The following is a 5647-nucleotide window of genomic DNA, read 5'->3' as shown; positions in this document are numbered from 1 at the left end:
GTCCGAGATGGGGGTGGGCGCCTTCCTCGGCGGGCTGGGTGCCGCCGATCTGGGCACCGAGCAGCTTCGCCGCTTCCTCGAGGCCTGGGATCCGGCCGCGGCCGCGGCCCTGGGCGTCGGTGCGGACCGCGAGGCGATCCTGGCCGCCCTGCGCGCCTACCTCGACCCGGACGGCGACGGCGGGGTGGCGGTGATGCGCTGGGACACGCTCGAGCAGCGCGGTACGCTCGGCTTCTACGTCGAGCGCGAGGCCGCCGACGGTTGGGTGCGCATCAACGGCGACCTGCTGCCGGCGATCGTCGCCGCGCCCATGGGTGCGGAGTACCTCCTCGCCGACCCGGGCGCCCGGCCCGGCGAGACCCACCGCTACCGGCTGATCGAGATGGAGGTCCAGGGCGTGACCCGCACCTACAAGCCGTACCAGCTCCAGCAGGCCACACCCGGCCGATAGCAAGCGCAAGCGCAGCCGGCCGCAGGATGGGCGAAGCAAAGCGTGCCCATCGCGCTCACCTTAGCCATTGCGGTTCATTCTCCCCCTCTCCCCAACCCCTCTCCCGCGAGGGGAGAGGGGCTTAGTCACGGTTCAGAAACCACTGAGCCATTGCGGTTCATTCTCCGCCTCTCCCCAACCCCTCTCCCGCGAGGGGAGAGGGGCTCAGATGGATCACTTGTTATCGAACGGTTGCTGAGGTCATAGCGTCACGTGGCGCAGGGCGCCACAGGGCCTGCGTGACACCGCGGTGTCGGGAGTCCTCGGAGGCTTGTGTGGTTGGTCGAATCAACCGCGGTCATGGGCGATCTTCGGAAGCTCATCGCCTTTGACCTCAGAACCTGACCTGCACCCGCCAGCTCAGGATGGTCGATCCCTCGGCGGGGACCTCCAGCCGCCAGGAGGCGAGGTTCGATGCCTCCTTGGTGTGTGGTTGACTCTCCTTCTGCAGGGTCCAGTCGCCCGGGATCTGCTCCGTGACCTTGACGGTGACCGGGGTCTCTTTGGCGTTCTTCAGCTCCAGCTCGAACGCGGTCTCGTAGGCGTAGTCGTAGGCGCTGGTGCCGGCGAGCTCCTTGAATTCGGTCTGGCGGCGCCGTGCGGTCACGTCGAAGCTCTCGCCGAGCTCGAGCGTGACGCTCTCGTTCTTCGGGGTATGGTCGAGGGCGTCTTCGCCGACGAATTGGGCATTGCCTCGGCTGTCCTTGGCGTAGACGCGCATGATCCCTTTCGGAAGCGGGATGCCGAGGCTGCCGTCCTTGTTTTCAAAACGCAGCGTGGCGGCGACGGGTAGCTTGGACCAGCCGTCCCAGGTGCGGGACTGATAGGCATAGGCCTGTCCGCTCACGACGAGCTCGCGCGTGACCGGGACCCGCGGTGCGCTCAGCAGCGCGACTTGCTTCGTCTGGTTATTCAGGATGTCGGTGGGGCGGGGCAGGGTGTAGAGATGGTACTCATCGAGGCTTTCCTCCTCGGGCATCGCCGCATCGGCCGACATGACCATGCCGCGTTCCATCATCGGCATCGGCATGTCTTGCGCGACCTGATTGACCTCCCCTGCCACCAACTGCACCTGAGCACCGCGATAGGCGATGCCGCTCTGGTTGGTCAGGGTGACCCATCCGTTGATGTCCATCTGCTCGCCGTCGGCGGAGAGATCGGCGACATAGTCCGCCTTCCAGCCGAGTCCGCCGGTCAGATAGGACAGCTCGAATAGACCTTCGCCGCCGGTCGCGGCATTCAGATGCAAAACGAGCGTGGGCTGGTCACGCAGATCCTCCGGCACGTCCGGGAAGGCGAGATGGCCGACGATGGTGGTCTCGATCCGATCGGCATAGCGCAGAACCGGCGCCGGATTCGCGGCGAGGACGATGGCGTCTTCGATCTCCTGCTCACCCGCGTCGTTGGTGCGGATCGCCTGCACGGTGCGCCCGACATATTTCCGGAGCAGGCTCTCCGGGGTGAGCAGATCGAAGTCGAAGTTCTGCTCCAGCAGGCTGACCGAGAGTGTCCCCGAGGTCTCGGCGAGCAGGGCGGTCTCGGGTCGGATGCGTTGGGAGACGTTGCGCCATGCGAGCCGATTCTCCGCGGCGTTCAGGGTGACGCGTCGGCGGTCCTTCACCAAGGCGAGATCGGCGTTGTAGATGGTGACCGCGAGCGCCTCTTGGGCGTTGTCGTCGATGCGTTGTTCCTGATCCACGGCGGCTCCGATTGTAGCGGACATCAAAAGGCTCGCCGTGATGCCGGCGAGTACGGGCACGGTCGAGTGTGATCGATGGGGTCCGAAGAGAGAGGGTATCGTAGGCATGGTGTGCTCGTCGTGATCGGTGATCGGCGGCAGTCGCCGACTAAGACCGTTTGGCTGCCGCGCGGATCGTCCTGTGGACATAGGCCATCTTGTCGATGGCCGGCTGAGGCAGGACGAAGGGATAAAGGTCTTGCTGACCCGTGCTGCGATTCAGGCTGTTGATCGCGGAAGAAGCCGGGAGGTCGGGTGCGGGTCGAAGGGGACGGGGGCGCCGCCGTCCAGATCCCGTCTCCTGCATCGACGAGCGCCGAGAGCCGCATCTGATCGGGGAGGAAGCCCAAGGCTGCACCGCAGCGTGTGCATCGGGTGTTTTCGAAGAAGACCGGCTGACCGCAAGACCGACAGACGAATGTCTTCATGATGGCGGTAGTTCCAGACCTTGAATAGGATGATGCCGCGAGGGTCCGTGCCCGGATACTCGGACAGGGATCTCGCCGGCGTCAGCCGACCTTGGCCGTCGGGGCGGCGGAAGAGGACGACTGCAAGTCGTCGATCCCGGGGTCCCGGGATTCCGGGATGTTGGCGCTTCGCGACGATCGCCGGGGTTGCTTGCGGCCGGTCGGATGAACGAGGCCGCCGGAGGCGATCGCTCGGGCTACTTGAAGCGCGAGAAGGCGTCCATGAATGCCTTGCTCGTGGCTTCCCACGCGCTCTCCATGCCCTTGCGCATGTCTTCCCAGGCTGCTTCGCTCGCGGTGGTCATCTTGCTCAGCATCTCGCGGGCTTCGTCCTGTTGTTGCTTCAGCCGCTCCATCTGCTCCTGGTATTGCAGCTTCATATCGGCTTGGGCGCTCTCGGTCTTGGCCTGCAGTTTCTCCATGTCCGCGTCCCACTCGTCCATCTTGGCCTTCATCTTTTCGATGTAAACTTTTCGGTCGATCATTGTCATCTCCTCCATCGGGATCTAGTCAGGGAATGCACGGATTGCGGGTCGGAGTATTCCGCGTCCCGGTGTCGAAAGCAACCGCGTCCGGCGAGGCCATCGGGTCGGATCAATCGGGCCGGGAGCGATGCCCGTAGATGCGCGAAAGCCTGTCCGGATGGGCGCCGAGTGCATGGGCCAGTCGTAACCACCACATCAGCAGGACCGTGCGCACGACACCCTTGCTCTCCCAGCGTCGCCCCGAGGTGACGACGCGATCGTGCACACACAGCGGTGGTCCGCGGCGCTTGAGTCGACGCGAGAGTGCGATGTCTTCCATCAAGGCGATGTCGGGATAACCGCCGACGCGTTCGAAGAGGGCGCGTTCCACGAAGATCGCCTGATCTCCGGTGGCGATCCCGGTAAGACGCGAGCGTTGGTTCATGCTCCAGGCGACGAGCCGCAGGAGTGGATGGCGACCTTCGATCCGCACGTCGAAGCGGCCCCAGGATCGCCCGCTGCGCGCGAGCAGGTCCGGAAGTCGGAGCAGTGTTTCGATCGGTGCTCGCGTGTCGGCGTGCAGAAAGACGAGGAGATCGCCGCGGGACGCGGCGGCGCCGGCGTTCATCTGGGCGGCGCGGCCGCGCGGCGCAGTGAGAACGCGGTCCGCATGGGGTGCGGCGATACGGGCCGTGTCGTCCGGACTGTCCCCGTCGACGACCAGGATCTCGCCGCCGGCCGCGCGCACGGGTGCGATCTCGTTCAGGAGCGCGACGATGCCCCGGGCCTCGTCGAGGGTCGGGATAACGACGGAGATGATCGGGTGTATGCGCCTCATTCCGGAAACGCCTGGTGACGATCGACTCGAAGGGATCATCCGCACCGCGCGTTAGCGTCGCCGGCCAAAACGAAAAGACGGCGACTCGGCGGCGTGAGCCGATTTTGCGCCGGACAGGGCCTCGACGTCACCAGGTGCAAGGGCTTGGGCGCGCTTGCGCACCTGAAAGCCCGCTCTGTCTCAATGCTCGTGCCCCACATAGAGCCGGGTGAGCGCCTCGCGATAATCGGCCAAGATCTTCGCGCGTTTGAGCTTCATCGTGGGGGTCATGCGATCGTTCTCGATGGACCAGGGGCAGGCGGCCAAGGCCACGCGGCGGATCTTGGCATGACCGGGGAAGCCGGTGAGCATACTCTCGATCCTGTTTTGCAGGATGGGCTCCAGTCGGCCGTCGGCATCGGCGGCCATGGGATCGGCCGGCAGTCCTTCGGCCTTTGCCAACTCCGTGTAGATATCCGGGTTTACCACCACGAGTGCGCTCAGGAAGGGGCGTCCCTCGCCGATAACCAGGACCTGCTCGAAGAGCGGGTCGACGGTGATGGCCAGCTCGATATCGGCCGGCGCGACCTTCTCTCCGTTGGCGAGCACCAGGATGTCCTTGATGCGACCGGTGATGAAGAGATGGCCGTCCTGGATGCGGACCTGGTCGCCGGTCTTGAGCCAACCCTCGGCATCGAGCACCTCTGCGGTCGCCTGCGGCTGCTTCCAGTAGCCGGACATGACGCCGGGCGAGCGCACGATCAGCTCGTCCAGATCGCCGATCCGATATTCGACTCCGGGCAGCGGTCGGCCGACGCTCTCCGGGATGTTGTCTTCGAGCGGGCTGACGCTGATGACGGGACTGGTCTCGGTGAGTCCGTAGCCCTGAACGAGCGGGACGCCGAGGCCGATGAAGACCTTTGCGATGTCCGGTGCCAGGGGTGCGCCGCCGCAGACCGCAACCCGCAGTCGTCCGCCGAAACGCGCCCGAATCTTGGCACCGACCAAGGCATCCAGAAGCGCAGCCGAGAGCAGGCCCGGTTGCCATTTCGCTCGGCCCTGGCCGTGCTCGAAGCGCGCCCAGCCCGTGCTCACGGCTTGCTCGAAGAGACGGCGTTTCAATGGGGATTCGCCGTCGAGGCGTTCGCGCAGCTTGGCATGGACCCGCTCGAAGATGCGCGGGACCGCGATCATCACGGTCGGTCGGATCTGCAGCAGATCCTCGGCCAGTTGGGGGATCGACCGCGCAAAGGCGACACTGCAGCCGGCCATGATCGGCAGGACGCAGCCGGCGGTGCGCTCGAGGGTGTGCGAGAGCGGCAGGAAGGAGAGGAAGCGATCTTCCACCCTGGCCGGGATCAGCGCGAGCGATGCCTCGGCGTTCCAGAGGATGTTGCGATGGCTGAGCATCACGCCTTTGGGATGCCCGGTGGTGCCGGAGGTGTAGACGATGGTCGCCAAGGCGTCGGGGTTGTCGACCCGATCGACGGGCCGATGATCGGCCGGGGTCAGCGCCTCGCCGAGCCAATCGCCGACCGACCGCGTGCCTTCGGGCAGCGCCGTCTCGCCAGGCTCCAGGACCAGCAGACGCTTGAGCTCGGCGAGCGTCGGATCGATCGCGGACAGCTCTGCGCGCTGCTCGGCGGTCTCCAGCAGCAGGAGTCGAACGCC

Annotated in this window: 6 protein-coding genes and 1 pseudogene; 1 reads left to right on the top strand and 6 read right to left on the bottom strand. The window is 65.8% G+C overall.

Annotated features, from left to right (window positions below):
* On the top strand, positions 1 to 451 hold a 451-nt coding region (locus tag VLR48_RS13055), incomplete at its 5' end, for a hypothetical protein (protein WP_325292212.1).
* A gap of 373 nt (positions 452 to 824) precedes the next feature.
* Here the strand turns inward: VLR48_RS13055 and VLR48_RS13050 are convergent.
* From VLR48_RS13050 to VLR48_RS13030, 6 genes and pseudogenes are all read right to left on the bottom strand, one after another.
* Positions 825 to 2213, bottom strand: a complete 1389-nt coding sequence (locus tag VLR48_RS13050; protein ID WP_325292211.1) for a DUF4139 domain-containing protein — start codon at positions 2211 to 2213, stop codon at positions 825 to 827.
* A gap of 124 nt (positions 2214 to 2337) precedes the next feature.
* The gene (locus tag VLR48_RS20285; RefSeq protein ID WP_414718607.1) at positions 2338 to 2535 is read right to left on the bottom strand and encodes a putative zinc-binding metallopeptidase; all 198 of its coding nucleotides are present in this window, start codon (positions 2533 to 2535) and stop codon (positions 2338 to 2340) included.
* Positions 2519 to 2656 (bottom strand): annotated as a pseudogene (locus VLR48_RS20280) (zinc-ribbon domain-containing protein); the annotation flags it as partial. The pseudogene VLR48_RS20280 and the gene VLR48_RS20285, both read right to left, overlap by 17 nt.
* Before the next feature lie 236 nt (positions 2657 to 2892).
* Positions 2893 to 3180 (bottom strand): hypothetical protein, encoded by a 288-nt coding sequence (locus VLR48_RS13040; protein WP_325292209.1) that lies wholly within the window; start codon positions 3178 to 3180, stop codon positions 2893 to 2895.
* 109 nt (positions 3181 to 3289) lie between these two features.
* Entirely contained in the window at positions 3290 to 3997 is a 708-nt protein-coding gene (locus VLR48_RS13035) for a TIGR04283 family arsenosugar biosynthesis glycosyltransferase (protein ID WP_325292208.1), read from the bottom strand.
* Between the two features lie 180 nt (positions 3998 to 4177).
* Positions 4178 to 5647 (bottom strand): AMP-dependent synthetase/ligase (locus VLR48_RS13030; RefSeq protein ID WP_325292207.1); only part of this gene is annotated, 1470 nt, incomplete at its 5' end.

The organism is Thiocapsa sp., from assembly GCF_035467215.1.
Classification (GTDB): domain Bacteria; phylum Pseudomonadota; class Gammaproteobacteria; order Chromatiales; family Chromatiaceae; genus Thiocapsa.
This window is presented reverse-complemented; position numbering and strand designations above follow the sequence as displayed.